This window comes from Mesorhizobium sp. LNHC229A00, from assembly GCF_000502415.1.
Taxonomy (GTDB): Bacteria; Pseudomonadota; Alphaproteobacteria; order Rhizobiales; family Rhizobiaceae; genus Mesorhizobium.
The window spans coordinates 1-23,064 of record NZ_AYWQ01000026.1 but is presented as its reverse complement, the minus strand read 5'-3'; the positions used below and the strand labels follow the sequence as shown (position 1 = coordinate 23,064).

Sequence of the window (23,064 nt, the reverse complement as noted above, 5' to 3'; positions counted from 1 at the left end):
AAGGTTGAAATACCATCGTCATGGCGAAACCTTTCGCTCCGATGATGCCCGGCTCCCGGTGCAGAAGCCGGGCAGTCAGAGATCAATAGTCGGTATCGCTATCGTTGTTGTCGTCTTGCTGGACAACGACGTGACGGTGACGATGCATTGGACGGTCGACCGATCCGGTGACCACAACGTCGCTGGACCGGTGGTGACGGCGCCCCTGATCGTAGAAGGTCACCTGACCATGATGGCGATGGTGGAGACGCTGCCCGTCCCGGTTGATGATCACGGCGTTGTCGTCGTTCCAGTGATGGCGGTGATGTCGGTGGGTCTGGATGACGACGTCCTGTGCGGACGCGATCGCAGGTGCCGCCAGGGAAAGCGCCAACGCGCTAAGAACGATTGCGGTTTTCATTTCGAATTCTCCAAGAAACTGAGACGCCCTTCGCTGAGTAAACCTTGCTCAACGACTTTCGTTCCGCTGCAGTCGTGGCGGGTGGCCCCCCGGGGGGTAGGGTCGATCTTTGGCGGGCATGGGGCAAGGACCGCTCCGGGGTTTCGTTCGCAGTGCCATCAAAAAAGCAAGGCCCCCTTGTCGCGGCAGAGTCGGCCTCAATGCCATGTGCAGCAAGCGACACAGCCGCAAAAGTTTGTCGAAAAGGCGCGAGAACTGGGGGACGGACGAGTCCGAAGAGAACTTTGACCGCGTGCTCAAGAAGGTGGTTACGTCGAAACCAGCAAAGGACGATAAGCCCGACAAGGCGGGCCGATAGTTATCCTTGTTTGGCTTTGCGCGTGTATGCCGATCTGGTGACTTCAATGTCAACGGGCCGGATGGGCCTATTCGCCTTACGCTTCGGCATCTCTGCCGCCCCTTCGATTGGAAACAGCATTTCTGTCTGACCTTCAATCCGCTTGCGGTTACGCTTAGCCAATGGTGGCGGAGTTGAAAGAACCTCCGGCGGGTCTACCATTCCCGGCAGAAGCACGGGAGATGGACCAAACAACTGCTCGATAGTGACGATTTGAATCTTAGGCACCCGCTTGTTCGTGGGGCCAGTGTCACGCTCCGACGCTGCCTCTCGAACCATCGGCCCCGTGGAAGGATTGACGCAAACAAGAACGCCAATTTCTGCCTCCTCTCGCTTCATGACCGACTTAAGTTTGTGAATTGCGTCCACGCCGACGTTCAAACCACCTTTCACCGAGACTATCGCCCGGCTGGCGCGGTCCTTGCCTAGTTGATGATAGCGAATAATGCCATCGATGCCGCCATGCGCGCCCGGTCTGTCCTTGGGCAATCCATCGAGTTTGAACACGGCCCATTTTTGGAATTCGAGCCAATCTCGTGCGGCGAGAGCTCTCGCGTCTTCGGCATCCTCCGGGCGCCCGTAGAGGGTGTAGTTGCTTTTAATTTTAGGGCCGAACGCCTTCACAACCCGTTCTTCGATGACGTGGATAGCGAGGTAGGTGACATCATCGATCCCAATCCATTTGCGACCTAGCTGTTCAGCCGCTTGGATAGCAGTGCCGCATCCGCAAAATGGATCCAACACAATGTCACCTTCGTTGATGAGGCGAAAATAATACGCTCCAATAGCGCCTCCGGCTTCTGCGTCGGATATCTCAGCCTTTCCTGTGAACTGGCGTGTATCGGCGGCAAATCGGTCCAGACATCGGAAGCGGCCACGCCCGGACTTTCGTCCAGATAATTCTTCTTTCGTAGGCGGGCATCGTCCTTCGCTGGGAAGAAGAGGCTATTCTCCCGGTCAAGCCGTTGCATGACTTCGAGTGACACTTTCCAGCCATTGGAGTGAGGCTTGTAAACTCGGCCATTGCTGGCGCGATAGTCGTAACGAAGGTTCGGCCTAACGGCAGGATTCACCAAATCCGACCGTCGAAAAAAGGCGCCCATCTGGGTCTTTATGGACAAAGTGTTCCGCAACGTATTCGGGGCTATAGGGCGCATATATCTGGTTCCAGACAACTTGGTCGGACTTCCCATAGAGTAAGATAACGTCATGCACCGCAGCGGCCCTCTGGCTTGCGTTCGCATGGGCGCTTGTCCTTTTCCAGATAATCTCGTTTCTGTAGTTCCTAACGTTGAATATCGCGTCCAAGATCAGTTTTAGATAGTGGCTGGCCGTCGGATCGCAGTGCAGGTAGAGCGACCCTGTGGGCTTCAAGACGCGTCGCATCTCGATCAGACACACTGCCATCATCGCGAGGTAAGCCATCATATCGCTGCCCGCGAACACCTTCTGAAAGGCGTCAAGCAAAGCACCGGCTTCCAAATGGCGAGCCGCCGTCTCGTCCAATGCTCTTTGCGCGTCTATGCCCCAAGTCCAGGTATCTTCGAATGCATGGGATTGAGCTTTCGACGCGCCGCCGTGCTTGGTGCCATAGAGGACATTGTAATTTGCGTTCGAATTGAACGGTAGGTCTAGGTAGATCAAATCAACGGACTCTGCTGGCATTGCCCGAAGAACATCAAGATTATCGCCGAAGTGAAGCTCATTCATAGCTTTTATCCCCGGCAACAGAGTTGCAGGTTGCGGTTAAGTATTTGAGAATTTAAGATTTGTTAACTAATGATTGGCTAGCGCCAAGCCATTCCCCTACGGCTGGGTAGCGCATGCTCGCACATGAGCGCGGATTGCGGCTGAGTCTCTGAGTCCCATGCGGAGGTCTGCAAGGTCGGAAAGCAGGGCAAGCATTCGCGCACGGTCGCGCGCAAGGCTGACACGTAGCGCTCGCGCTAGCTCGATCTCCATCCACCCTTCGGCAAAATCAAATTCGGTAATCAACGCGTGACAGGTCCGCTGTTTAGTGTGAGGCTAACCTTCAACAGCGGCTTGTGGCCTTCACGAACTTCAATTGAAAGAATCTGGTGGTCTGGTCGATCGATGCCTCTGGCAAGTTCGGCCAGTGTCTTGACGGCTTCCAGCCTTGCAGTTTCGAGATCCGCTATCTCTGTTCCCAACTCGTCTGGAAGCATCTTGTCGTTGTCGCGGTAGTCGAAATGGTAAGTCGGCATGGCGCAACCTCCCTCAAGGCGGGAGCACAGATCACTCTTTACCACTGGGCACCCTACCCATCGTTGGGATTTTATACCGCCAAATTCGCGTTTCAATACGATGTACGAATCGTACAAATAATGCCCTAAAAGGGAAGCCCGCTGCCTATTCGACAGCGGGCTTTTTGCGGACCTGATTGAGGAGCTGCGGCTGCGTCCACGGGGAATAACCAATGGCGGGCAGAATTAGTTCCCTAAAATTTTATCTACTCCATACCAGCTGGTAGCTACTGCCGATGATCCAATCCACCAACCCAGCCTCGATCCGCTCGCATCCGGTGAATTCATGTACCAGGCTCGTAGCCAGTTCGCGCCATTGACACTCCGGCACGCCCGTTTCCAAAACCAGATCGTGGAAGACCTTGCGGATAATGTCGGCATCGAATGCTGACACGGCAACAGGAGCCGCGTCGGCATCTTCCCAACCGTGCGCCACGTCCTCGCGATGACGTTGACCAAGGCGCTTCAGCAGTTCGCGTGACGCTTGAATAGCCTTCCGAGATTGATCCATGTCCCGGCGAAACGCGGATGCCCCTGCTATGGAATGATGTCGCAACCTGAAGCTGGTTTCAATGACCGACCGTGCGACCTCCAAATGTGGTTGTGCCATCGCGGCCTCCCTTCCAGCGAAGAGAGTTTTTTACACCCTTCGGGAGGCCGTCTCAAAGGGAATCAATGTACAATTTTAACTAATGGGAGCGGGCCGGCCTGTCAGGACCATATCCCTATTTTCGATCTAGGTTTGTCAACGATATAATCGCCTTAGCGGAAGGAACTCACGAAGCGGTCCACGTTTCGGTGGCGGCAAGTTTCCTCGACGCCCCCCCACATGGAGACGTCGCGGTGACGACTAAGGCTCCTGGGACTATACGATGGGAACGCTGGCGCGATCGGCAGTCTAGGGGCGAGATTGTCGTCTCGGTTCCGGTAGACCATTCTCTGTCGACGGCCACGGCCAGCGCGAATTGTTTCAGGCGCTGTTTGGCGCCAGCAAGGCCAACGGCACCATCGAAATCTGGGGCAAGTCCACCTCGATCGGCACTCCTCGCCAAGCGCTGATCGGCAAGGATGGCATCGCGCTGGTGCCGGAGGACCGGCGCGGACAGGGCCTGCTTCTTACCAAGAGCGTGCGCGAGAATTTGACGCTTTCCGTGATCAAGCGCTTCACCGAACACGGCTTGCTGAGCCGGCAAAAGGAGGCTGCCCTGGTTAAGGAAATGGTCGACTTCCTGCACATCAAGGCCGGCACGTCAGAGCAGCTTGCCGGCACGCTGTCGGGCGGCAACCAGCAGAAGGTCATCTTCGGCAAGATGCTGCTGACGCAGGCGCGTGTGCTGCTGCTCTACGATCCGACGCGCGGCGTTGACGTCGGCACCAAGGGTGAGATCTTCCAACTGATGCGCGACCTGGCGGCCAAGGGCTATGCGATCCTGTTTCATTCCAGCGACATGCCGGAGCTCGTCCACGTTGCCGACCGCGTGCTGGTGATGCGCAATGGCAGCATTGCCGCGACGTTTACTCTTTGCGGTGTGGCGGTCCTCTCCATACTGCTTCGCGAAAACCTGATGCATTTCGTTGAGAGCCGGCCGCGCGTGTTCGATGCGATCACGCGCACCATTGAAGGGTTGGCTGGTGCGGCTCTTGTCGTCTTGGCAGTCCATGAAATCTTGCTTCGCTGATCCGACCACGACGCGGGTGCGAGAATTAGGCCTGCCAAGGCCACTTTGCGCATTCGTTCCGAACCTGAGTGCGACTCAGACCCAGATCGGCAAGCTGATGGTCTTCGAGCTCGGCCAATTGTTCGCGTTGGCAGTGGAGTTGTATCCAGCGCGACACCACCATGATTGGTCCTATCACACTGATGAAGATGTGACGGCCATGTGTCGGCAGCGACGCAGAAGACCTCCGCCCCTCAGTCATCGAGTGATTCAACATTTCTCATCCTTCGCGGCATCCGTGTTGACGTACGGCGTTGAAGTGCTCCAATCTGCCCGCCGGCGCAAAGCATTGTTTCTCGTGCTTGGCCCAATTTTTCTCATAACATGGTGCAAGATTGGCTCGCCGACTGCCATCGCTAAATGCTCTTAAGGCCTTCGAGGCGGCGGCACGCCATGAGAGCTTCACGAAGGCGGCGGAAGAGCTGTCCGTGACGCAGGGCGCGATAAGCCATCAGGTGAAAGCGCTCGAACTCGAATTGGGCATCAGGCTGTTCGATCGAGAATGGCAAAAGCTGAACATCACGCGAGCCGGCCTCTCCTATCTGGAGGTGTTGCGCGACGCGTTCGACCGGATCGCTCTCGGCACGGAACGCATCCAGCATCTATCTCGGGCAGGGGCTCTGACGGTCAGCACCTCGCCAGACTTTGCCGCCAAGTGGTTAGTCAACCGCCTTGGCCGGTTTGCTGAGATGCACCCCGATATCGATCTGCGGATTTCAGCAACAATGCATCACGTCGACTTCGCTAGAGAGGACGTCGATCTCGCCGTGCGACATGGGGATGGCAATTGGGCGGGGCATCATGTTGTCCGCCTGTGCTCCGAGCAACTGTTTGCGGTTTGCAGTCCCAAACTTCACCAGCGGATGCGCGAGCCGTCCGACGTGTTGAAATTTCCGTTGCTGCATCTTGATGACCGAAAGGACTGGTCGGAATGGCTCGAGGCCGCCGGCGTGGTTGATGCCGAACTCTCTCACGGACCGATCTTGAACCGCGCCAGCATGGTCATAGATGCCGCTGTCGACGGCCAGGGCATCGCACTCGCCCGCACCACGCTTGCGGCGTGGGACCTCATCAACGGTCGTCTCGTAAGACCGTTCGCCGTTGCTCTGCGATTGTCCAAGACCTACTGGATCGTCTGCCCCAAGGCGAGGTCGATGCTCCCCAAAATCACGACATTCCGGGACTGGCTGTTGGCCGAGGCTGCTGATGACGTACGTCGCCTCCAGACGCTCGTTCCATAGGCCCAATACTTCCGATCGCGAAGGCCAAGTAGTCGCAGCAACGCAGAAATTACTCGCCAAAGGCTCATTTCTTCGACTAACTTTTGCGACGGGCTAACGTCCGGTTACCAGCCGCAAATAGTAGTTCGGAGGAACGCCGAGAAGTGTCCGCTAGTGGCGCAACCGCGACCTCCAGGTCCAACTCGACGCCGTCGCTCGGAAGCTTAATCAGCGACCTCGAAAAACCCTGGACTTCGAGACCCCGGCCGATAGGTTGCAGAGGGTGTTGCGATGACAAGTTGAACTCACCGCCTCAAGTCGGCGGCTCGGGCTGTTTGGTGTCTAGTCGGTGAGCAGACATTTGGTACGCAAAGCGAATTGTCTGCGTCCAAAGCAGTTCACGCCTCCTGGTCGCATTTAGCTGGTTGGGGCGATGTGAGAACCTTCGAGGGCATTCAGCGCCTCTTCAATTTGGCGGGTATCTCGATGCAGCAATCCAACCAGCGATACCAAACGGTCCGGAGCCAATCGCGCACTCGTCATGTTAATTGCCATAGCAGCGATTGCATCTCTTCCGCGAGGCAAAATGGGAACCGCGAGCGCCGAAATGCCAGCGACCAGTTGACCATTGTCGAACGCGTAATCGCGATCTCTAATCACCGTTAGCGCCGCACGCACGTTGGTTCCTGGGAGGTTTCCGTACCGGCGATAAACGCCTGCATTTGTGCCGCAAACGCCCGCATTAATGCAGGGCCATCCTGTGTGTCACCTCAGCAGTACTCAGACGTCCGGCCTGCCACTTTGTCGGACAGAATAATCCGGGTGGATTGTTCGCGCTCGACGTTGGCGTCGAGGGCCTGACACTGCCGGCATTCAACGGCTAGCTTTTGCTTTGCACTTCGCCACAGACATCACTGGCGGCCACATCAGCCCTTTCCAACTTTGCGACCGGCCAAGCATGATAGATCTGAAATCGCCTGCATGATGATCTCCTCGACGTTCGCCCGTTCCTCACCAGTGATCGGGAGGCGTGGTTTTCGGACATGCTCTGGGGCGCCGTACACCAGATGCTCGGCAAGTTTTATGTACTGGACCAACTTGACGTCGGTATCGAGATGAAACGCCGGCGTCAGCAGCCGGTACAAAGGAAGTGCCGTCGCGAAGTCACCGCCGCGTGCCGTGTTGAACAGGGATACGCACTCGGCTGGCCATGCATTCGTCATGCCAGAGACCCAGCCAATGGCACCCAGCGCCAGGCTTTCAAGGATCAGATCGTCCACGCCGCAAAAGATATCGAAGCGATCGCCGAAGGCGTTAAACAGGTCGGTGACCCTGCGGATGTCACCGGTTTCTTCCTTGACGGCCACGATGCCGGGTACGTCGACCAGCGCCTTCAGCGTTTCGACATCAACGTCAACTTTGTAGGCAATGGGGTTGTTGTAGATCATGACCGGCAGATCGCTCGCCTCGGCCACCGTTTTGTACCAGGCGACGGTCTCCTGGCGGTCGGTGCGATAGGCGAGGCTAGGGAAGGTCATCAGGCCTTCGGCTCCAAGCTTCTGGTAGTTGCGAGCCGCAGCCGATGCATTGTCGGTGGACAGCTCCGCAAGGCCCGACAGCAGCGGCACCCGTCCCGCGACGACTTCTTTCGCGGCGCGAACGACAGTGTCGCGTTCCGACTGAGTGAGCGTGGCATTTTCGCCAAGCATCGGCAGCACGATCACGCCGGAGATGCCATTTTCAATGAGCCTATCGATGCTGTTCTGGGTAGCTTCGATATCGATCGCTCCAGATGCCTGCATCTTCGTGGTGACAGCGGGAAATACGCCTGTCCAAGTCATATCAGATCTCCAGTTTTTGCAGGCACCTTAGCCGGCATTGTGTGTTGGACGTCAGGTTGAAGTGTCGTCGCCGTCTGCCTTTGGCTCTGCCTCAAAACCATAGTCGGCCATGGCGCGCGCAGGTGAGATCTTTCCGTTGGCCAGGTCGGTCGCGATGGAGTCTCGGCCGCGACTTGCCGGGTCGCCCCAACCACCGCCGCCAGCCTGTTCATGGCGGATCACCGTGTCCTTGCCGATCTCCAGCGTCACCTTTGCCGGCAGCACGCGCCATTCGCCGTCTTGTTTCAGCAGATTCCTTGAACTCGCCGCCGCCTGGCCGCCGAACAGCCCATAGGGCGAATGCTCGTGACGGTCGGCGCGCAATTGCAGGACCGCCGTGTCCGCCTGCAGACGATATTGCCGCACCAGTCCTAGCCCGCCACGAAATTGCCCGGCGCCGCCGGAATCTTCTCGCAGCGCATACTCCTCCATCATCACGGGATATCGCGCCTCGATCGTCTCAATAGGCAGGTTCGACATGTTCTGGCTGGGATTGGTGATACCTTCGATGCCGTCCTTGTCGGACCGACCGCCCCAGGCACCGTTGATCATATCCACCAGGATAAAAGGTTTGCACTCAGGCCCGTGATAGCCGCCGATGGCGACTACTGTGTTGCCGCCTTCGCCTGCCGCCATCAGCCGCTTCGGCGCGATCTGTGCCAGAGCCCCCATCACCGTGTCGACGACGCGGTAGCCAGTCAGCGCCCGCGCCGCCACCGGAGCCGGCATGTTCGGATTGAGGATCGATCCCTCCGGCGCCGTCACGGTGATGCAGCGATAGACGCCGGCATTGTTGGGAACGTCGTGGTCGAGGGCGCAGCGTATGGTTAGATAGGTCGAGGACTTGACGAAAGAGAGCGTGGCATTGATCGCGCCCTTCACCTGCGGCGACGAGCCGGCGAAGTCGACCCACAGATGGTCGCCCTTCACCGTGATCCGACAGACGATCGGGATCGGCGCGGGCGAGAAGCCATCGCCGTCGATGTAATCGGTGAAGGCGTACTCGCCATCCGGCCAGCCGGCGATCGCCTTGCGCGTCAGTTCCTCGCCGTAGTCGATCAGCCGGTCGAAATAGGCTTCCAGTTCTTCGCCGTACCGCTCGAACAGCCGCAACATCTCGCGTTCGCCGATGTTGCACGTGGCGTATTGCGCATCGAGATCGCCGAGCACCATGGCCGGCAGCCGCACGTTCTTCTCGATGATCTTGAACAACGTCCTGTTGGGCAGGCCGCGCTCATAGAGCTTCATCGGCGCGATGCGCAGGCCTTCCTGGAAAATCTCGGTCGAATCCGACGCATTCGAGCCCGGCACCCGGCCACCGACATCGCAATGATGGGCGATCACGACGGAAAATCCGAGCAATCGTTTGCTGGAAAAGATCGGCTTGAACATGAAGATGTCGGGCAGGTGCATGCCGCCGTCATAAGGATCGTTGAGCACGATCACATCGCCCCGGAACATGTCGTCGCGGAAGCGCTCGACGATCACGTCCATCGCGTCCGGGACGGCGCCCAAGTGCAGGGCGACGGTCTTTGCCTGGCTGAGGATCCGCCCTTTGGCATCGCAGAGCGTCACCGAATAATCGAGAACATCGCGCACAATCGGCGAGCGGGCGGTGCGCATTACCGCGTAGGCCATGTCGTCGACGATGGTGTCGAGCCCCGACTTGATGACCGCGAACGTGATGGGATCGATGGCGGTCATCAAGCAGCCTCCAGCGTCGCGATCAGGCTGCCGGTCGCATTTGGTTCGACCNCTTCCACCGCGTCGTTTGGCGTGTAGCCGTAGGTGTCGCGATAGGCCGCGATGAACGCCGGCCGCAGGGAAGCTGCGTCGAACGCACCGGAGAACGGTATGGACAGCGACGCGTCCTGTCCCTCGAGGCGCAGATCGATCGCCTCGCTGAAGCCGACCGTCTCGGCCGCATAGCCCTGTCTTGTCAGCGCCACGGTAGCGGCCGCGCGCATCTCGCGCCGCAACCTTTCAACCACTTCAAACCCCAGCAGATCGAGCCTCGCTTGCGCCGACCGCAACTCGTGATGTTCGATGCTGCCGGCCAGCATGCCCATTGCCGTGAACACCCCTGGCGACGGCGGAAACACAACCCGTGTGATGCCGAGCGTTCTGGCGAGATCGCAGGCATGCACCGGACCCGAGCCACCGAAGGCAAGCAGCGTGAGGTCGCGCGGATCGAGACCCCGCTCTACCGTGACGGCACGGATGGCGCGAACCATGTTGGCGTTGGCGATCTCCCGGATCCCGCAGGCCGCCGCTGCCGCGGAGAGCCCGAGTGGGCTTCCCAGCGTCTTGTCGATCGCCATGCGCGCTGCCTCGACGTCCAGCCTCAGCGTGCCGCCAGCCAGTCGCGGCGGCAAGTAGCCAAGCACGACATTGGCATCCGTTACCGTCGGCCGTGCGCCGCCCAGCCCATAGCAGACGGGACCGGGATCGGCGCCCGCCGAAATTGGACCGACAGTGAGCAGGCCGGCGGCGTCGATCGCGGCGATGGAACCGGCGCCGTTGCCGACCTCGGCCACATCCACCGTCGGCACCCGCATCATGTAGCCGCCGGCCTTGAGGAAGCGCGATGGCACCGACATTCCGGCGCGGAACTCGTATTCATGCGTGCGGCTCAGCACGCCCCGGTGGATGAGTGCCGCCGATGCCGTCGTTCCGCCCATGTCGAAGGCAACGAGATTGGGTTCGCCCAGAGCCGCGCCGATGCGTGCGGCACCGACGGCGCCTGAAGAACGACCCGACGATATGAAGAAAACCGGCTTGCTCTGCGCAGTGGTGGACGCAGACAGGCCGCCATTGGAATTGCCGATCAACAGCGGCGCGGTGACACCCGCCGACCGCAATTTATGCTCGAGACGCTCCAGATACCCCTTAAGCGGCGGCAGCACGTAGGCATTCACAGCCACCGTCGAGGTACGTTCGTATTCGCCCGCTTCGGGCAGCACGTCGACGGAGGCCGTCACCGCGATCTCGGCGAAAGCCTGCGAGAAGATTTGCGCGGCGCTGCGTTCATTCTCTGGGTTCTTGTAGGAATTGAGGAAGCAGATGGCGACGGACTGGATGCTTTCGTCACGAAAGAAGGCGCCCGCCCCGAGCACGTCCTCGGCGACGACCGGTGTTTGGATGGTGCCGTCCGCCAGCGTCCTCTCGGCCACTTCCAGCCGGTATCGCCTGGCAACCAGCGGTTCCGGCTTGTCCCAGGTCAGGTCGAACATGCCGGGCGTGCGCAGCCGGCCGATCTCCAGCACGTCGCGAAACCCCTTGGTCGTGATCAGTCCCGTGCGGGCGCCAAGTTTCTGCAGCAGTGTGTTCGAACCGACCGTCGTCCCGTGCAAAATCTCAGTGAGGGCGGCGGCAGGGATGTCGGCGGCAGCCAGCACTTTGGCCATGCCCGATATGACGGCGTCCTCGGGTGCCGCCGGCGTTGAGCTAACCTTGGCCGAGAAGGTGAGGCCGTCATTTCTGAGCAGCACCAGATCGGTGAACGTGCCACCGATATCGACGCTGAGCCGTGCCGACTGCATCATTGGCACGCTATTTGTCGGACGCGAGCTTGCCGCCCACCGCCCAATCGTGCTTCTCGACGTCCTCGAAAATGATGTCGATCACGTCAGGACCGCATTTGAGGATGCTCGCCGCTTCGCGCGTCACGACCTCGACGAATTCGCGTTTCTGATCGATGCTGCGTCCCTTGAGCAGCCTAACGCTGATTGTCGGCATGATGTCCCTCCGAATTCCTGGCCTATAGCCACGCGTTGACATGCCATGGCGCGAACTCGTCGTCGCCGTAGCCGAGCAGTTCGCTCTTGGTGGCTTTGCCCGAGGCGGTTGCGATCATCTCGCGAAAGATCGCTTCGCCCATCTCGTTGATCGACCTGTCGCCATCGAGGATCGATCCGCAATTGATGTCCATGTCCTCTTCCATGCGGGCATACATTTCGGAGTTGGTCGCGAGCTTGATCGAGGGTGCCGGCCGGCAGCCGAAGCAGGAGCCGCGCCCCGTGGTGAATGCGATCAAATTGGCGCCGCACGCGACCTGACCGGTCGCCGACATCGGATCGAAACCGGGCGAGTCCATGAACACCAGGCCGCGCTTGTCTATTGGACGTCCATAACCGTAGACCTCGACGAGGTTGCTGGTGCCGCCCTTGGCCACCGCGCCCAGCGATTTCTCGAGGATGGTGGTCAATCCGCCTGCCTTGTTGCCTGGCGAAGGGTTATTGTCGAAACCTTGCGGTTCGCGGCTGGTGTAGTCGTCCCACCATTCGAGCAGCCCGATCAGCCGCTCGCCGACTTCCTTGCTCACGGCGCGTTCGAGCAAGAGGTTTTCAGCACCGTAAATTTCCGGTGTCTCCGCCAGGATCGCCGTACCGCCGCAGGCAACGAGACGGTCCACCGCGGCACCGAGTGCGGGATTGGCGGAAATTCCCGAAAAGCTGTCGGAGCCGCCACATTGCAAGCCGACCATGATCTCGCTCGCAGGGACCCTCTGTCGTTGCTTCTTTGCCGCCTTTTCCAGCATGGCTTCGACCATCTCGATGCCGCGCGAAATGCTCGAACGGGTTCCGCCGGTCTCCTGCATCACCAGCTTGGCCAGGTCGTCACCGAGCTCGAGTTGCTCTTCGTCGATCAACTGGTCGATCTGATTGTCCTCGCAGCCAAGCCCGACAAGCAGCGCGCCAGAAAAATTCGGGTGCCGCGCGTAGCCCGCGAGCGTCCGCCGAAGCATCTTCATCGACATAGAGCCATCGGCGACGCTGCAACCTGACTTGTGGGTCAACGCGACCACCCCGTCGACGCCCGGGTAGGGCAGCAACCGCCTCGGATCACGGAAATGATCAGCGATCATGCGCGCGACCAGCGCCGAGCAATTCACCGAGGTCAGGACGCCGACATAGTTGCGTGTTCCAACCTTGCCATCCGCTCGAAGATAGCCGTCGAAGGTCGGGATATCCGATGGCAACCGCACTGGCGCATTGGATAGTCGTGTGCCGATCGCACGCCCTGCCATCGATGCCTCGAAACCCATATTGTGAAGGTGGACATGCGCCCCAGCGGGGATAGCGGCCGTCGCCAGACCGATCGGCTGGCCGAGGCGGTGGATCACCTCTCCCTGTTCCAGCGGTCGCAACGCTACCTTATGGCCGAAGGGGATAGCGGTGGTTGCAAGCGGGCCAAACGGCACCAGGGTCTCGCCGGCCTGGATGTCGCGAAGCGCCACGGCCACCTCGTCGTCGGGCTTCAGCTGTAGAACCACGCTTTTCACTTCGGCCATTGCCCACCCCTAGGGAAGCAATCAAACATAGTTTTGCCTGATTGTCAGCAATCAGCAAACATAAATCTGTGTGCCACCTTCAGGGCTCTCTCGTCCCCAGCGGCTTTGGGTGCCAAACAGCATTTTCTCAATGGCGATGAGCTATCGTTAATTGTCAGCAATGCCGGTTGCGTGGGCCAAGGCGCCGGAATATGTAGTTGGCACCGTTGGCCATGAGTCGATCGATGACGAAGCTTACAAGTCTCAAGTCTGAAAAGCGTCTGCTCGACCGCAGGGCCGCCGACCAGATACGCTCGCATATACTCGAAGGCGTGCTGCCGGCCGGCGAACGGCTGCTTGAGACCCAACTATCCGAGGAACTTGAAGTCAGCCGCGGCACAGTGCGTTCGGCACTGGCGCAACTGGCCAATGAAGGTCTTGTCCAGCAGGTGGCCTTCACCCGCTGGGAAGTTTCGGGCACCTCTACCGTCGATGCCTGGGAAATCTACACGCTGCGCGGCGCGCTGGAAGGGTTGGGCGCGCGCCTTGCCGCGGCCAACGTTAGCGAAACAGATGGAATGCGCCTGCGTGCCATTGCCGACGACCTGCTGCACGCCATTCGCGAGGGCCGCTTCCAGGATGCCACAGGGATCGATTTCGACCTGCACGGGGCGATTATAGAGCTAGCCAGGCATGAGCGCCTGGCCGAACAACACCGCTTCATCGTCCAGCAGGTCCGCTTCCACATGGTGCAATCGGGCTTTCTGCCCAACGACTATGAAGAGCTGATTGCCGAGCACAAGGCGTTGATCGAGGCGGTGATCGCCGGCGATGCAGACCGGGCCGAGAAGCTGGCGCGCAATCATAACGATGCCGAAGTCAAGCTGCTGGCGAAACTGTTAAAGCAAGGCGGCAGCGCCAAGCCCATCCGGGAAAAGGCGTCCTGAGGGCGCCACCTGCAATATGACAAGGCCGGCTATCCAGGCGTTTGGAGCGCGGCGCGCAGATTGTCGCTGAGGATAATCTTTTCGCCTTTGAAACCGCCCAAAGCGGTGCGCATCAACGCCAGGTCGATCTCGGCGCTGTGTTCGCGCGAGTAGCCGTCAAACGCCGTGGCATCGCCGGGATAGCGTCCGTGCGGGTGCTGGTAGAGGTCCATTCCGGCTATCACGATCCGTTCGGCTCCAACTGCCGCGGCCACGGCAATCATCAGCGCACCGTTGGTCGGGATCATTGGTCCGGAAAGATCTGCGAGCGTCGGATCGAAGGCATCAAGAAAAATATAGCCAGCCGAAGGAGGACGCATCGCCCTCGTATGGCGCATCAGGATTGGCCGGCCGATCGCAGCGGTCGGAAAGGTGATGATCGGCCGCCGTCCAGAACCGGGAAGGTCGGGATCGGCGGTGAAGACGACAGCGGGCTCCGTCATCCAGCCGCGCCCGCGCCAGTTCCAGTTGACGCGAAACAGCGCGGCATCGCGATGGTCCGAAAGTCTCGGATCCTCGGATGATGGACCGTTGCCAAGACAGACTATCGTTCGTGGATTGCCGAGCCGCGTCTTGAGGTCGGCCAACGAAGCGATACTACTTCCACCCAGCAGGTCGATCAGGAATGTGCTGGTGGAAACCGGACGAGCCGGCAAGTCGCGGGGCGGCAGCATTGTCGCGACCGTCCCGGCTGTCATGGGCTCGTTGCTGTCGAGGACGCCGGCCTTCCCAAATTCCGCGTTCAGCCTCGCCGGACCGATGACCAGGATCGCTTCCAGACGACGCCGCCAAAGCCCGGCGCCCGCTGGATAGGGCAAGGGCAGCACCAGTTCATGAGGATATCGCCGGCGCAGTTCCGAGAGGTCTTCGGCCGCCGCTGCCAGCACAAGCCGATAGCCGGGTCGCTGCCGGAGCGCTGCATCGGCCGTCTCATAGACCCGGCCGATCTCGTCCGGCGTGCCTGCCAGCACCACTGTCGCGCGGCCTTGCGGCAAAAGCAGCCCGAAGCGCTGTAGTTGATCGGCAAAACTCATCGCACCGCCCGTGCCGTTGCGGCCAGCCTTACGGTCCCGGCGGCGAAGGCGCAATGCCTTGCCTATTGCGCGCCCCGACGAAACGACTCAAGCGTAGTTGACGTAGATAGTCTTCTTCTGGAAATAGGCATCCAGCCCGTACTTGCCGTCCTCGCCTCCGATGCCGCTGTCGCGGATGCCGGCGTGGTGGGCATGCACGGCGTCGCCGCCGGGCCGATTGACATAGATCTCGCCGAACTTCAGCTCTCGCACCAGCCGCATCACCCGGCGCATATCCTTGGTGAAGACGTAGGCCGACAGGCCGTAGTTCGATTCATTGGCAAGCCGCAGCCCTTCATCGAAATCACCGACCGTCATCACCGGAACGACCGGGCCGAAGACCTCGTCCTGCATGATGCGCATCTGATTGTCGGTGACGGTCATCACCGTTGGCTCGTACCAGTGTCCGCGCGCGAATTCGCCCTCTGTCAGGCGCCGCCCGCCGGTCAGCACTTCAGCACCGGTGGAGCGTGCCATCTCGACCATGCGCTCGACCTTGTCGAGTTCCATGCCGCTGAATTTCGGCCCGACATCCACCAATGTGGTGGGATCGCCGACCTTTAGTGCCTTCACCGCGCGGGTGAACTTCTCCAGGAATTCGTCGGCGACGCGCCTATGCACATACATGCGCTCGTTGCAGATGCAGATCTGGCCGCAATTCTCGAAGCGCGACAGCACGGCCGCGCGAACGGCTGCTCCGATGTCAGCATCCTCGGCGACGACGAAGGGCGCCTTGCCACCGAGCTCAAGCCGCAGCAATTTGAGATCTTCAGCAGCGGCACGGAAGATCTCCTTGCCGGCGCGCACACTGCCGGTGAGCGTGATGAGACGTGGGATAGGATGGCGCACCAGCGCCGCACCGATGCCTTCGCCGGTGCCGCTGACGACATTGATCACGCCAGGCGGGAAGTCGAGCTGCGAGGAGAGCTGCGCGATCTCCAGCGCCGAGATCGGCGTGCCCTCATGCGACTTGATGACGATGGTGTTTCCGGCGAGCAGCGCCGGACCCATCTTGCGGCACATCAGCGCCGCCGGATAGTTCCAGGCCGTCAGGCCGATGACGACGCCATGGGCGACACGCTGGATCCAGATCTGCTCGTCCGGCACATCGGACGGAATGATGTCGCCGGTGATGCGGCGTGCTTCCTCGGCGGCGTAGGTGAGATAGAGCGCCGCCCCCTCGATTTCGCCGCGCGCCTCGTGGATCGGCTTGCCTTGTTCGGCAACGACGATGCGCGCCAGCCGTTCGCGGTTTTCGAGGATCAGCCGCGCCAGATCCTTTAGCAATTGCCCACGCGCCGCCGGCGGTAGCGCTTCCCAACCAGGCTGGGCGGCGCGAGCGGCCACCAGCGACCGGTCGGCGTCGTCCGCGCCGCCTTTCGGCACCGAGGCGATCACCGCCTGCGTTGCCGGGTTTTCGACCTCGATCCATTCCTTGATGGTGGAATCGACCCATTCGCCATTGATGTAGTGGCGGTAGCGATCGGTGCCTTTGACCAGTTCCTTCATAGCGGGCATGTCATGTCCTCGGGCTAATTCAGTGGAATGTTCCTACCGGCACGTAGCCCGCCATCTCCGGCAGCCAGAGCGTAATCTGGGGCACGAAGACGAGGACGAAGAGCGCTAGGATCAAGATGAAAAGCATCAACCAGACTTCGCCAAGAATGGTCGCGACCTTTATGCCGGTAATGCCTGATATGAGGAAAACCAACTGTCCCATCGGCGGTGTAATTAGCCCGATCATCATATTCACCGTGGAGACGACGCCGAAATAGACGGGATCGATGCCAAGTTCCCGCACGGTCGGCATCAGGATCGGGATGACGATCAGCAGCATCAGCAAGGTGTCGAGCAGTGCGCCGAGGATCAGGAACAAAACCGTCACGAGCAGCATGAACATCAGCGGGCTGAGGTCCAGCGAGGCAATCCAGCTTCCGAGCTGATCCGGTATCTGCTCTGCCGCGACGACGTAGTTCATCAGCACGGCACCGGCGATGGTGATCGCCACGATGGCGGTCGAGCGCGACGATTCCATCAACACATTGAACAGGACCTTTGGCGACAGTGTCCGATACCAGAACAGCGCGAGCAACAGTGCGCAGAAAGCCGCCACCGCCGCGGCTTCGGTCGGAGTGACCGCGCCCGAGTAGATGCCGCCGAGCAGGATGACGGGCAACACCAGGGTCGGTGCCGCGTCGCGTGTCACGGCAATCGCTTCCTGCCGGGTTGGCTTCGGCTGTGTCGGAAAATTCTGCAGCCGCGCCTGCACTGCCACCACCGCCATCATGACCAGCGCCAGAAAGATGCCGGGGCCGACACCCCCCATGAAAAGATAGCCGATCGACGTGTTGGAAACGACGCCGTAGAGCACCATCGGGATGGAGGGTGGAATGATCGGTCCCAGGATCGAGGATGCCGACGTCAGCGCCGCCGCAAAACCGGGGCGGTAGCCGGCCTTGATCATCATGTCGATGGAGATCTTGCCGGGACCTGCCGCGTCCGCCAGCGCGCTGCCGCTCATGCCGGCAAAGATCACGCTGGCGACGATGTTGACATGGGCGAGCCCGCCCCGAAACCGGCCGACGAGGAGGTTGGCGAAGCCGAACATCTTGTCGGTCATCTTACCGGCATTCATCAACTCGGCGGCAAAGATGAACAATGGCACCGCGAGCATGACGAAGTTGCCGTAGATCCCATTGAGGCTCTGGCTGGCGACCAGGCCCATGTCGCGGCCGGTGATGACGAAGTACACGATGCCGGAGGCCAGCATGGCGTGGCCGAGCGGCATGCCGGCGAACATCCAGACGAAGAACAGAACGAACATCACCTCGACGGCGAAGGACATGAAAAATTCCTAGATATGCTGTTCCCAACCGGGTCGTAACAATTGCCAGAGGCGCCGAAGTGCGCTGACGACTAGGGCGACGAGGAAGATCAGGAAACTTCCGAACACGAACTGCATGGGAAGATGCAGCAAGGTCGAGTGACGATTGCGAAGGAACAGGATGTAGTCGAAAGTGCCGGGCAGGGCGGCAAGGAACACCACCGCCAGGGAAAGCGTCACGAAGATCGCCAGGACTCGTCGCGACCGGGGTGGAAACAGGCCGTAGATAACGTCGAAGACGATGTGCTGCCGCTCCTTGATCAGTATGTCGCTCGTCCAGAACACGATCCACACATAGGCGACCACGCAAAGCTCGTTCGTCCACGATATCGGCGCGTTGAAGACGTAGCGGGCGACGATGCCGATTACGAAGCCGGCGAACATCACGGCAAAAGCCACGACGCTCACCGACTCCGCCAGTCGCTTCCAAACGATGGCCAAGGACTGCATCAACCGAGCTTAGGCAGCGCCGATACGATCAAGCATGCCCTTGGGCCAGGTCTTCGAAAAGTCCGAATTGACGAAAGCATCGAGCACATGTTTTTGGAAAGCCGCGACGTCGGGGGTCGTCACCTTGTTGCCGTGTGCCTCAAGGAACGCCTTGCCATCGTTTTCGGTGGCGATCACGCCGTCGTCATTGACCTTCTTGCCCACTTCCTCGGCCGCGAGGATCGCCTTCTTCTCATCGTCACTGAGCCCGTCCCAGAACGCGGTCGGCATTGTGAAGAAGACATTCGCAACCTGGTGGCCGGTCAGCACGACCTGTTTCGACACCTCGTAGAACTTTGACGCGATGGCGTCCGGCAGCGGGTTTTCGAGGCCGTCGATCGTGCCGGTTTGCATGGCAAGATAGACTTCCTCGAAGGCCAGCGGCGTGGCGCTGGCGCCAAGCGCGTTGCCGAGGAATTGCCAGGCAGCCGAACCCGGCATGCGCAGCTTCACGCCCTTGAGATCCGCCGGCACATTGACGGTGCGGGCTGTCCGCAGGATGACATGCCGCGTGCCGAGATACTGGCTCCTAAGGATCTGCAATTTCAGATCGCTCGCCACCTTGTCCTTGAATTCCTTGCCGATGTCGCCGCCGTACACCGCATCCAGGTGTTTGGCATCGCGAAACAGATAGCCGGTGGTGAAGATCGAGAATTCCGGGACCAGTTCCGAAATATCCGAAGGCGAGGTGAGAGCGATTTCGAGATTGCCGCGCTGCATCGCCTCGATTTCCGTGCCCTGCGCGAACAGCGTGCCGTTGTAGTGCAACTGTACGTCGAAAGCACCCGGCATCGACTTGTCGAGTTCCGCCTTGAACGCTTGCAGCGCCTTGGATTGCCATTCTGTGTCCGGACCGGGCGTCGAGGCACGGATGACCTTGCCTGCCGCGAAAGCGAGCCGCGAGACGAAGGGCGCCGCCAGGACGCCCAAAGCGCCGGCAACTACCGTGCGGCGGCCAACGGCACGATTAAGAAATGAAGACTCCTGTTTGCTCATGCTCTTCCCCTCTGCGTCGCTGTTGGGGCGCCTTCGATGGAGCGCCACCTGACGAACGGATGGTTTCACCACAGCTACAAATCGTCAAGCTGAATGTTGACAATAGGCAATCAATCATCATTTGTTGCAGCTGGAGGGCACAAACTGCTCCTCAAACAGACGAGCGAGCCCACCTATGAAGATCCAGACGCCAGCCCTGCCGAGGATCGATTGCTTGATGGTCGCGGCGGCGACACCGCTGACGGCCGACCTGCACCCCGACATCAAACTGCTCGTCCGTCACATCGAGATGCTGTTCGGTGCCGGTTGCGACGGCATCGCGCTCTTTGGCACGACGGGCGAGGGCACCGAGTTCTCGGTGGAGGACAGGACAGAAGCACTCGATGGCGTCATTGCCGCCGGTATCGCGCCAGGTCGGCTCATCGTCTCGGTCGGCGCACTGTCGATCCCGGATATTGCACGGCTGGCTCATCATGCGCTCGACCGTGGCGTTGACAGCCTGCTGCTGATGCCGCCTTGCGTCTATCGCGGCGGCATCACCGAGGACGGCACCTTCCGCTTCTACGCGACTGTCATCGACCGTATCTCGCGTGTCGATCTGAAACTGTGCCTCTATCATTTCCCGGATATTTGCGGCGTCCCACTGACGACGCGCGTCATCCGGCGGCTGGACGAGGCCTATCCGGGGATCATCAGTGGCGTGAAGGACAGCGGCGGGGACCTGGATTTCACCGAGGCCTTGATCGGCCGCTTCTCGCACTTGTCCATCTACACGGGCTCTGAGACCCATCTACCGCAAACGCTCGCGGCGGGCGCGCGCGGCACCATATGCGGACTCGGCAACGCCATGCCGCGTCTGATGCGGGCGATGTTCGACGCACCGACCGCCTTCGATCGCCGCAAGCTCGTGCCGGCCTTGTTGGGCGGCGACTCCATCCTTTCGAGGAAACCGTTCCCGGCCTCGGTGAAGGCGGTGCTCGCGTCGGCCAGTGGCGAGCCGGGTTGGAACCGGGTTCTACCGCCGATGTCGGAAATAGCCATGCCCGAAAGAGACTGGTTGCTGCGGGATTTCTTCAGTTGGGAGCAGAACTTGCCGCCGGCTTGGCGGACCTTTCAGCCTAGCGAACAGGAAGACCGCTCGCAAGTTGTCAAGATGAAGCGGGCCTGAGCTGTTCTTCTTGCTGCCGCTGGGAGCCGCGTCGGTACATCTGATGCAGAAAGCCGACCTATTGTCTTAGATACCGGTCAAAACGTCGAAAAAAATTCGCGACGATTTTCCTTTCAAAATCAATAGCTAACTTTTTGACGGTTCTGGTGACGGCACTTACGGTTGCTCGAGAGGAATTTTCTAGTGATTTCAATTGATGTATGTCTCTGAAAAAATCGATTACGAGAGGGTAAAAACGGCGGCAATAGCGTAATTCCGGCGGCAATTTTCGTCGCTCCGCAGTTGTCGTCCCAGATCGGTTCTCATTCTCCTTTATCTAGCGTTCTTCCATCTCTGCCTACAGGACCCATCTGCACTCACTTTCAGGATTGTTGTAAAGTGGGTTCGAAGAGCGAGAGGCTTACGGCCCACTGAAGCCCGAGATTATGTGCAAAAGGCAACGCACTCAGCTGAGCGCTTCCGGCTCGTCTTGAACCCTCGTCGAAAAGGATGAAGGCGTCGAGTGTAAATCGCACGGCCTTGGCCGAGCCTTCTGATCTTTGGTCAGCGGCAGATTCCGATGGGGACCCGACCGCCATGGCTCAATTTGCTCTTCGCAGGGAAATTTCCCGGCCAAACACAAAGCCCGCCAATCGGCTCGATGAGCGGGTGTAAACGACGTCTTTTCTTTCTGCTAATGCTCTATCACGATGATCGCCGGAGCGGAATCGCCCCAACGTTGACAGGCCGTGCACGCTTGCTCAGAACGGGTCTCTGGTCATCTTCTTCATGGGCGCCCCAGGCGTGCCCTCCATGCGGATCCTGCGGCACCGACCGAGGTGGTCAAGGCAAAAAAGATCGGATGATTGGGGCCCCGGCGACCTCCCTGCATGGGAGTAGCGGGAGGTCGGTCTTCCGGGCAAGCTCCAACGGTTCAACCGGTCAGGAGGTCTGCCATGGAACTGTTCGTGGGTCTTGATGTTTCCGTTCGCACCACCAGCGTGTGTGTGATGGACACTGGTGGTAAACTTATTCGAGAGAGCAAGGTGGAGACCGAGCCGGAGGCGATCAGCGCCCTGCTTCATGCGATTGGCGGTCCCTACAAGCGCGTCGGCCTTGAAGCCGGTCCGCTTTCGCAATGGCTCTACAGTGGCCTGTCGGCCGCAGGCTATCCGGTGATCTGCGTCGAGACGCGGCACATGAAGGCCGCGCTCTCGGCTCAGATCAACAAAACCGATCGCAACGATGCCCGCGGCATCGCGCAGATGATGCGCGTCGGCCTCTACAAGCCGGTTCATGTCAAGACCGTCCGGAGCCAGGAGATCCGGATGCTGCTCACTGCGCGGAAGTTCGTGCAGACGAAGATTCTCGATGCGGAGAACAACCTGCGAGGCCTGCTGCGCAACTTTGGCCTGAAGGTCGGAGCCGTAACCCGGCTGCAGTTCGAGCGACGTATTATCGAGTTGCTCGAACAATCCCCGCATCTGCAGTTGGTGATCGACCCCCTCCTGGAAGTCCGCCGTGTTTTGAGAGAGCAGTTCCAGCGCCTACACAAGGCAATGGAACGTCTGGCCGAGAGCGACGACACCTGCAAACTGCTCATGACTGCCCCCGGTGTCGGACCGATGGTTGCCCTGAGTTTCCGAGCCGGCGTCGACGAACCGGCGCGGTTCAGCCGATCGCGCTCCGTTCCAGCCCACTTCGGATTGACGCCCTCGCGTTACCAATCCGGCGAGATCGACCAGGATAAGGGCATTTCGAAGTGCGGCGATGCCGGGATTCGATGGGCATTGGTTGAAACCGCCGGCATTCTACTACGTATCTCGAAGCGGAGTTCGCCACTGAAGGCGTGGGGTCTCTCCGTCGCTCGCCGGCGAGGTATGGCAAAGGCTACCGTGGGGGTGGCACGGCGTCTGGCGATCATCCTGCATCGGATGTGGGTCGACAACATACCCTATCGCTGGGAGGCCAACGCCGCCTGAGAGATCGAATTAAAGGGTTCCACGTCGCCGCGTGGATAGAGGTCCCGTTCAGGGACGACTGGGTAGGCAATCTCGAGGCTGGCTTGGACGTCAGCTCGGACTGATAGTTCGCAAAAAAGATTCGGTGCGGGCGATCCGCTGCCATATCGTTGCAGAGCACGCAGCACACCAAAACAATGAGAGGACCCCGCTACGAGATCACTCCCCGACAGGCGAGAAAAACAGACGAATTCAAACGCTGTCACAATCGTCGACTGGAACATCTGACCTGCCCCTAAGAATTTCCTCCATCTGAGATTAGAGTCCGGCCCTTGATCGAAGGACGGACTGATGAAGAGAAAGCGGTTTACGGAAGA

At 59.9% G+C, this 23,064-nt stretch carries 21 protein-coding genes and 2 pseudogenes; 5 read left to right on the top strand and 18 right to left on the bottom strand.

The genetic code is table 11. The annotated features are described in order from the left end of the window. Positions 1 to 82 precede the first annotated feature (82 nt). From X742_RS0138700 to X742_RS0138685, 6 genes and pseudogenes are all read right to left on the bottom strand, one after another. Entirely contained in the window at positions 83 to 400 is a 318-nt protein-coding gene (locus tag X742_RS0138700) for a hypothetical protein (protein WP_031248604.1), read from the bottom strand. A gap of 358 nt (positions 401 to 758) precedes the next feature. Further along, complete coding sequence (locus tag X742_RS1000000171740; protein ID WP_348524194.1) at positions 759 to 1,304, bottom strand: restriction endonuclease; 546 nt, start codon at positions 1,302 to 1,304, stop codon at positions 759 to 761. A gap of 219 nt (positions 1,305 to 1,523) precedes the next feature. Next, positions 1,524 to 1,768 (bottom strand): annotated as a pseudogene (locus X742_RS1000000174370) (DNA methyltransferase); the annotation flags it as partial. 85 nt (positions 1,769 to 1,853) lie between these two features. Beyond that, a complete protein-coding gene (locus tag X742_RS1000000171730; protein ID WP_023775032.1) occupies positions 1,854 to 2,507 on the bottom strand; it encodes a DNA methyltransferase in 654 nt (217 codons plus the stop codon). Between the two features lie 281 nt (positions 2,508 to 2,788). Beyond that, positions 2,789 to 3,022: an Arm DNA-binding domain-containing protein gene (locus X742_RS142580; RefSeq protein ID WP_023775031.1), complete on the bottom strand. Its 234-nt coding sequence runs from the start codon at positions 3,020 to 3,022 to the stop codon at positions 2,789 to 2,791. 241 nt (positions 3,023 to 3,263) lie between these two features. After that, a complete protein-coding gene (locus tag X742_RS0138685; RefSeq protein ID WP_031248602.1) occupies positions 3,264 to 3,671 on the bottom strand; it encodes a hypothetical protein in 408 nt (135 codons plus the stop codon). A gap of 349 nt (positions 3,672 to 4,020) precedes the next feature. Between X742_RS0138685 and X742_RS0138680 the strand changes: the two are divergent. Further along, positions 4,021 to 4,740, top strand: a pseudogene (locus X742_RS0138680) (ATP-binding cassette domain-containing protein); the annotation flags it as partial. A gap of 25 nt (positions 4,741 to 4,765) precedes the next feature. Here X742_RS0138680 and X742_RS1000000175030 read toward each other — a convergent pair. Continuing rightward, positions 4,766 to 4,903 carry a DUF1127 domain-containing protein gene (locus tag X742_RS1000000175030; RefSeq protein ID WP_198019264.1) on the bottom strand — a complete coding sequence of 46 codons (138 nt, stop codon included), beginning with the start codon at positions 4,901 to 4,903 and terminating at the stop codon, positions 4,766 to 4,768. A 211-nt stretch (positions 4,904 to 5,114) separates the two neighbouring features. Here X742_RS1000000175030 and X742_RS142585 point away from each other — a divergent pair, with 211 nt between their 5' ends. Continuing rightward, positions 5,115 to 6,020: a transcriptional regulator GcvA gene (locus X742_RS142585; protein WP_023775028.1), complete on the top strand. Its 906-nt coding sequence runs from the start codon at positions 5,115 to 5,117 to the stop codon at positions 6,018 to 6,020. A gap of 396 nt (positions 6,021 to 6,416) precedes the next feature. On the opposite strand, the gene X742_RS1000000173285 is transcribed toward X742_RS142585, so the two are convergent. The 6 genes from X742_RS1000000173285 to X742_RS142610 all read right to left on the bottom strand — a co-directional run bounded on the left by X742_RS1000000173285 (position 6,417) and on the right by X742_RS142610 (position 13,172). After that, on the bottom strand, positions 6,417 to 6,677 hold the full coding sequence (locus X742_RS1000000173285; protein ID WP_245275639.1) for an IclR family transcriptional regulator C-terminal domain-containing protein: 261 nt from the start codon (positions 6,675 to 6,677) through the stop codon (positions 6,417 to 6,419). 248 nt (positions 6,678 to 6,925) lie between these two features. Beyond that, positions 6,926 to 7,840 carry a dihydrodipicolinate synthase family protein gene (locus X742_RS142590; RefSeq protein WP_023784717.1) on the bottom strand — a complete coding sequence of 305 codons (915 nt, stop codon included), beginning with the start codon at positions 7,838 to 7,840 and terminating at the stop codon, positions 6,926 to 6,928. Positions 7,841 to 7,891: 51 nt separating this feature from the next. Then, positions 7,892 to 9,583 (bottom strand): hydantoinase B/oxoprolinase family protein, encoded by a 1,692-nt coding sequence (locus X742_RS142595; protein ID WP_023775026.1) that lies wholly within the window; start codon positions 9,581 to 9,583, stop codon positions 7,892 to 7,894. After that, positions 9,583 to 11,424, bottom strand: a complete 1,842-nt coding sequence (locus X742_RS142600) for a hydantoinase/oxoprolinase family protein (RefSeq protein ID WP_023775025.1) — start codon at positions 11,422 to 11,424, stop codon at positions 9,583 to 9,585. Before X742_RS142600 ends, X742_RS142595 begins: the two co-directional genes overlap by 1 nt. Positions 11,425 to 11,431: 7 nt before the next feature. Then, positions 11,432 to 11,617 carry a 4-oxalocrotonate tautomerase gene (locus X742_RS142605; RefSeq protein ID WP_023775024.1) on the bottom strand — a complete coding sequence of 62 codons (186 nt, stop codon included), beginning with the start codon at positions 11,615 to 11,617 and terminating at the stop codon, positions 11,432 to 11,434. Between the two features lie 22 nt (positions 11,618 to 11,639). Beyond that, positions 11,640 to 13,172 (bottom strand): altronate dehydratase family protein, encoded by a 1,533-nt coding sequence (locus X742_RS142610; RefSeq protein ID WP_023775023.1) that lies wholly within the window; start codon positions 13,170 to 13,172, stop codon positions 11,640 to 11,642. Positions 13,173 to 13,396: 224 nt separating this feature from the next. Here X742_RS142610 and X742_RS142615 point away from each other — a divergent pair, with 224 nt between their 5' ends. Beyond that, on the top strand, positions 13,397 to 14,098 hold the full coding sequence (locus X742_RS142615) for a GntR family transcriptional regulator (protein WP_023775022.1): 702 nt from the start codon (positions 13,397 to 13,399) through the stop codon (positions 14,096 to 14,098). 29 nt (positions 14,099 to 14,127) lie between these two features. Here the strand turns inward: X742_RS142615 and X742_RS142620 are convergent, their stop codons facing one another. From X742_RS142620 to dctP, 5 genes are all read right to left on the bottom strand, one after another. After that, positions 14,128 to 15,171 (bottom strand): hypothetical protein, encoded by a 1,044-nt coding sequence (locus tag X742_RS142620; protein WP_156939465.1) that lies wholly within the window; start codon positions 15,169 to 15,171, stop codon positions 14,128 to 14,130. Between the two features lie 87 nt (positions 15,172 to 15,258). Beyond that, on the bottom strand, positions 15,259 to 16,728 hold the full coding sequence (gene aldA, locus X742_RS142625) for an aldehyde dehydrogenase (protein WP_198019263.1): 1,470 nt from the start codon (positions 16,726 to 16,728) through the stop codon (positions 15,259 to 15,261). Positions 16,729 to 16,747: 19 nt separating this feature from the next. Then, positions 16,748 to 18,055, bottom strand: coding sequence for a TRAP transporter large permease (locus X742_RS142630; RefSeq protein WP_023775019.1), 1,308 nt, complete (start codon positions 18,053 to 18,055; stop codon positions 16,748 to 16,750). 9 nt (positions 18,056 to 18,064) lie between these two features. Next, positions 18,065 to 18,502 carry a TRAP transporter small permease gene (locus tag X742_RS142635; protein ID WP_198019262.1) on the bottom strand — a complete coding sequence of 146 codons (438 nt, stop codon included), beginning with the start codon at positions 18,500 to 18,502 and terminating at the stop codon, positions 18,065 to 18,067. A 51-nt stretch (positions 18,503 to 18,553) separates the two neighbouring features. Further along, a complete protein-coding gene (gene dctP / locus X742_RS142640) occupies positions 18,554 to 19,579 on the bottom strand; it encodes a TRAP transporter substrate-binding protein DctP (RefSeq protein ID WP_031248597.1) in 1,026 nt (341 codons plus the stop codon). Between the two features lie 175 nt (positions 19,580 to 19,754). Between dctP and X742_RS142645 the strand changes: the two genes are divergently transcribed. Further along, positions 19,755 to 20,747, top strand: a complete 993-nt coding sequence (locus X742_RS142645) for a dihydrodipicolinate synthase family protein (RefSeq protein WP_023775016.1) — start codon at positions 19,755 to 19,757, stop codon at positions 20,745 to 20,747. A 935-nt stretch (positions 20,748 to 21,682) separates the two neighbouring features. Beyond that, positions 21,683 to 22,708 carry an IS110 family transposase gene (locus X742_RS142650; RefSeq protein WP_031248595.1) on the top strand — a complete coding sequence of 342 codons (1,026 nt, stop codon included), beginning with the start codon at positions 21,683 to 21,685 and terminating at the stop codon, positions 22,706 to 22,708. Positions 22,709 to 23,064: the final 356 nt, after the last annotated feature.